Source organism: Leuconostoc sp., assembly GCF_965300815.1.
This window is the reverse complement of record NZ_CBDKZH010000086.1, coordinates 1-5,169: the sequence shown is the minus strand read 5'-3', so window position 1 is coordinate 5,169 and position 5,169 is coordinate 1. Positions and strand designations below refer to the sequence as shown.

Genomic DNA, 5,169 nt, shown 5'->3' with positions numbered 1-5,169 from the left:
GTGTGACAGAAACAATGAAATTAAATAAAATTTGGTTGCTGATGGCGTTATTAGTAGGTGTGGGGAGTGTTTTTTTCATCATGAAGACGACACAAGCAACGCGTGGTTTTAAACCAGTACCAGCTGCTCAACTTGATCAACGGCTTAAAAGTCAATATCCTGAATTTTATAAAACAATTGCCAATAACAAAGGGACGTTAACAGGTAATCATTTAATTGGTGTACCTGGATTAGGGGGCGCACGTTCTGTTGGGCAGACAAAGCAATGGCAATATACAACGAATATGACGCCGCAAAGCCTTACGTTAAATGACAAATATATCTTTGTGAGTGCTTATGATCACACGAAACAATTAAATTCGGTGTTGTTTGTGATTGACCGCAAAACCCATCAGCAAATTAAAACAATTGCCTTACCAACACGGGCTCATGTTGGTGGGATTACGATTGACGATCGCACGCAAACCCTATATCTATCGGATGATAGTCAAGGCGTGACAAAATTAGGGCGTATTCAAATTAGTAAACTGATTAAGTCCAAAAAAGATAAAATTTTGATGCAATTTGATGATGTCATCACGTTGGCAGATATCAAAACTGCGGCGACAATTGAATACTACCAAGATGCCATTTGGGTTGGGACGTTTAGTGCTAACAAAAATGGGCTGATTCAACGATTTCCCATTAATCGCACGACCAATACGTTGCTGACTGATCCAGACGGACAAGCACCAACGGGTAACCTGAATCGTGATACCAAGCTTCAAACAGCCAACGGCCACATTCAAGGCATCAATTTCTATCATGGAAATTTATATATTACTTTTTCCTATGGTAAGCAGCCCGCTGCTATGATGCGTTATCAGTATGATGCGACAACCAATGAGTTTACCTATGCTGGGACGATGGCGCAGATGCCACCTTATTTAGAAGGCATTGATTTTCAAGGGGATAATATTTGGCTTATTTTTGAATCCGGTGCTAAAGCTTACCGCAAGAAAACACCAATCATCGTTGACCGAATTTTACAAACCGATATTTCAAATTTTGAGTTTAAGTGATAAAAAGTGTCTTTGCTGACAAAATATCAGAATTTAATCAGGAAATAATCAAGCGTCACACGCAACATCAGTCTATACTTGAGAGAAACCTAACATAAAAAGGATATCAACACATGTTAACAGGGATTATTTCAAGTTTACTCAATTTTAATGTCTACTTGCCGCAACTGGCACACCAAAATCCAATCTTGGTTTATGGGATTTTATTTGCCTTAATCTTTATTGAAACAGGGCTGGTAATCTTGCCGTTTTTACCAGGTGATTCCATCTTATTTTTAGTCGGATCATTGTCGACGTTATCGTTTAATGCCCTGAACTTCTTGCTGTTAGTGGTATTGTTAGTGCCGGCAGCAATTCTGGGTGATTTTGTGAATTTTGAAATCGGGGAACATTTTGGCCCTGTCCTGTCTTCGAGTCGTTGGGGGACTAAGTTAATCAGCCGTGACAAAATGGAAAAGTCGCAAAACTTTTTTGATAAACATGGTGCCAGTGCCATTATTTTGGCACGTTTTACGCCAATCGTCCGAACGTTCATCCCATTTTTGGCCGGTATGAGTCATATGCAATACGCTAAATTTGCCCGTTATAATGCGGTTGGTGGGGCAAGTTGGATTATTTTGATGTTGTTAGCAGGGACCTTATTTGGGGCCATTCCGCTAGTCAAACAAAACTTTGAATTGATTACGGTGGGGATTGTGTTCATCTCAATTTTGCCAATGATGGTGTCGACGCTACGCAATAAAACTAAACAACAAGGCTAAGCCAGTAACGCTCAAAATCGTCGTGGGAACACAGCATTGAGCGTTTTTTATTGCCTATAACCATAGATCGATGCATGACAGCAGTGAGATTCGTCTTGTCAGTAGGTGATTTATGGTACAATATTTTCAGATTGGTAAAAAATAAATGATCAGCATGTACGCATAATCGTAGTAAAATATCATCACGATGTGCTAAGGAGACGAACGATGGGAATGATTCATTTGCCGAATATGCGGTTTTATACCTATAACGGCGTATTCGATGAAGAAAAGAAATTAGGCCAACAAATTGCAGTGGATGTCACGGTCCATTATCCAATTGAAACGGCGGTGAAGGATGATGATTTAAGCACAACGATTTCATATGTTGATGTCTATCAGCGGGTTGAAGCCATTGTAACAACCAGCCAATTCAATTTGATGGAAAGTCTAGCCAATGCGCTATTAGTGGCATTGTTAACCCAATTTCCACAAGTTGATAAAATTGACGTTGCTGTTCATAAGGATTATATTCCGTTGCCTGGTATCTATGATCCGTTTATCATTCAAGTCAGTGGCACACAAACTGACCTATCGAAGTGGGCTGAAGCATGACGCGGGCTTATTTGAGTATGGGGGCCAATATTGGTGATCGGTTAGGCAATCTACAACGTGGGGTGCAATTGTTGCACGCCATGCCAGCCATTACCGTGACGGCTGTCTCCCAAGTCTATGAAACCCAACCGGTGGGTGGCGTGGTCCAGGATGATTTTTATAACATTGCGGTCCGATTAGAAACAACTTTGTCAGCACCAGAACTGTTGGCCAGCCTACATGTGATTGAACAACAACTCAAACGTGTCCGCGAAATTCATTGGGGACCACGTACCATTGACCTCGATATTTTAGTGTTCGGGGATGAAGTCTGGTCAGACGATGTCTTGACCATTCCGCACCGTGAAATGGCAAACCGACGTTTTGTCTTGCAACCACTTTTAGATGTGATTGCAGCGGATCGTCGACATGAAATTGAACGATTATTAGCTAGCACGACCGACACCAATTGGGTGCGCGTTGTGACTGGTGCGAGAGTAGAATATGAAAACATTTAATAACGAACAAATTTTGAAACTGCAAACAGGCGTCACCGATTTATTGGCAGCAATTGGCGATGATCCAGACCGTTCCGGTGTTATTGAGACCCCTGAACGTGTCGTGAAAGCACATGCCGAAATCTTTGCCCATACCGGTGAAACGCAATTTTCCGACTATAAATTATTTGACACCACACAAGATGCTGACATGGTCGTTGTCGAAGGCATCCCGTTTTATTCAATGTGTGAGCATCATCTATTACCTTTTTTTGGCACTGTTGATGTGGCCTATGTACCGGATGGTGAAATTATTGGGTTGAGTAAGGTGCCACGTTTAGTAGATTGGGCGAGCCGTCGCCCAAGTGTGCAAGAAAATTTGACCCATTTGATTGCGGATGAAATGCAACGCATTGTACATCCCAAAGGGTTGGCCGTTAACGTCACAGCGCGCCATATGTGCATGGAAATGCGTGGCATTAATCAACCAGGGACGCAAACCAATACGTCAATTTATCGTGATTTATTAAAAACCGATACCTTTTTGCGGGATAGCTTTGCCCGTCGGGTCAGTCAGCGTTAATCAGATGACTTATCAAACCATTCAACAACAATTAGATAAAGGCTGGCGGGTGTTTGATCCCAACCGGTTAACATTTTTACGCCAAGTGCTACAATGGGTCGGGCAACCAGATCAAGATTTGACGATTATTCAAATCGCTGGGACCAATGGAAAGGGCTCAACTGGGGCGATGTTGCGCGAAGTCTTACGCGCACATGGTGAAACAGTGGGGCATTTTGCCAGTCCAGCGGTGTTTAACGACCGTGAACAAATTTGGTTAAACGGCCAGTTCGTGACCGAGACGGCTTGGGTGACAGCTTATCACCAATTGCTACAGGCTTTAGTTGCTCATGACCGGACGATTGATGACTTGTCTTATTTTGAAGTGTGGACGATTGTAGCCCTGTTGGTGTTCCAAGCTGAACACGTGACTTATGCCATTTTGGAAGCTGGTTTGGGTGGGCGTGATGATGCGACACACATGGTGGGACAAGCTGCCGTAGTCGCCTACACCGAAATTGGTTTGGATCATCAAAATATTTTAGGCCAAACACTGGCTGAAATTGCACAAAATAAAGCTGATCTCATCACGCCTGGTGCGTTAGTTGTCAGCGATTTAGCACAACCAGCTGAAGTATTAACCATTTTAAAAACGACTACCCAGGCGAAACAAGCTACTTGGGCTGCGCAGCCAGTGACAGTGACGGTGCGCCAGGATACACCAGCTGGTTTAGCCGTGTCAGTCACTGGGGAACATTACCAACTTGGTTTAGTGGGGGCCTTTCAACGTCGTAATCTCAGCGTGGTCTGGCAAATTCTAGCGGCACTAGAGCAGCGGGATCAGGTGATGTTTGATGTGGCAGCCCGGCGTCGCGGGCTAGCACAGGCGCAAATGTTAGGGCGCATGCAAGTCGACCAAACGCGACATATTTTATGGGATGGCGCCCATAATGAAGATGCCGCACAAGGCCTCGTGGCATCATTGACAAACTGGGCATTACCGGAGCGGCCAATCTTGGTCCTTGGGGTGTTAGCGGATAAAAACTACCACCAAATGCTTACTATTTTATTACCCTTGGTTTCAGCGGTGATCACGGTCACGCCAAACAATCCGCGCGCGTTATCGGCCACAGCATTGGCTGAAGCCGTTCAAGCGATTGATGCCAACTTGCCTGTGACGGCTATGGACCAAGATCCCTTAACGTATGCCATGGCACAACGAACATCACCAAGCCAATATATTGTGGTGGCGGGTTCATTTTATACGTTAAATGCAGTTGGAGGTTTTTCATGATTAATCAGTTTGTGATTGCATCAAATAATTCGGCAAAAACCCGCGAAATTGTGGCTGTTTTTGCCACATTGGGTATGACTGCTGTGAATTATCGCGAACTGATGCCAGAAAAAACATTTCCGGCAGAAACAACGGATGATCAATTTGAGAATGCGTTGGTTAAAGCACGGTTTATCCAGCAATTTTTACCTGATGAATTCATTTTAGCTGATGATACAGGGGCTTTTTTTGCGGCCTTCCCTGATAAATTCGGCCTAACGATTGCCCGAGATTTTAAAGCAATGGGCTTTCAATCGATGCAAGAAGAGGATGCGTATTTACTCGGGTTGTACCAACCCGGCATGGATCGTGGGGCCTATTTGGCGGCATTGTTTGTTTTGCTCACGCCGACAGGGGCCGTTAATCAGAGTTCTGGTCGTGG

The 5,169-nt window shown here is 44.0% G+C and carries 7 protein-coding genes; all 7 read left to right on the top strand.

The features are described from left to right. Window positions 1–1,061, top strand: a 1,061-nt coding sequence (locus tag ACW12G_RS06045; RefSeq protein WP_455647512.1) for a hypothetical protein, incomplete at its 5' end; no start/stop codon positions are given. 113 nt (window positions 1,062–1,174) lie between these two features. Next, window positions 1,175–1,822, top strand: coding sequence for a VTT domain-containing protein (locus ACW12G_RS06040; protein ID WP_455647511.1), 648 nt, complete (start codon window positions 1,175–1,177; stop codon window positions 1,820–1,822). Between the two features lie 207 nt (window positions 1,823–2,029). Then, on the top strand, window positions 2,030–2,416 hold the full coding sequence (gene folB, locus ACW12G_RS06035) for a dihydroneopterin aldolase (protein WP_146977206.1): 387 nt from the start codon (window positions 2,030–2,032) through the stop codon (window positions 2,414–2,416). Further along, the gene (gene folK / locus ACW12G_RS06030) at window positions 2,413–2,913 is read left to right on the top strand and encodes a 2-amino-4-hydroxy-6-hydroxymethyldihydropteridine diphosphokinase (RefSeq protein ID WP_010006115.1); all 501 of its coding nucleotides are present in this window, start codon (window positions 2,413–2,415) and stop codon (window positions 2,911–2,913) included. Before folB ends, folK begins: the two co-directional genes overlap by 4 nt. Beyond that, window positions 2,900–3,475, top strand: a complete 576-nt coding sequence (gene folE / locus ACW12G_RS06025; RefSeq protein WP_029510225.1) for a GTP cyclohydrolase I — start codon at window positions 2,900–2,902, stop codon at window positions 3,473–3,475. Before folK ends, folE begins: the two co-directional genes overlap by 14 nt. Window positions 3,476–3,479: 4 nt before the next feature. After that, window positions 3,480–4,748: a bifunctional folylpolyglutamate synthase/dihydrofolate synthase gene (locus tag ACW12G_RS06020; protein ID WP_455647510.1), complete on the top strand. Its 1,269-nt coding sequence runs from the start codon at window positions 3,480–3,482 to the stop codon at window positions 4,746–4,748. Continuing rightward, on the top strand, window positions 4,745–5,169 hold a 425-nt coding region (locus ACW12G_RS06015), incomplete at its 3' end, for a non-canonical purine NTP pyrophosphatase (protein ID WP_455647509.1). The genes ACW12G_RS06020 and ACW12G_RS06015, both read left to right, overlap by 4 nt.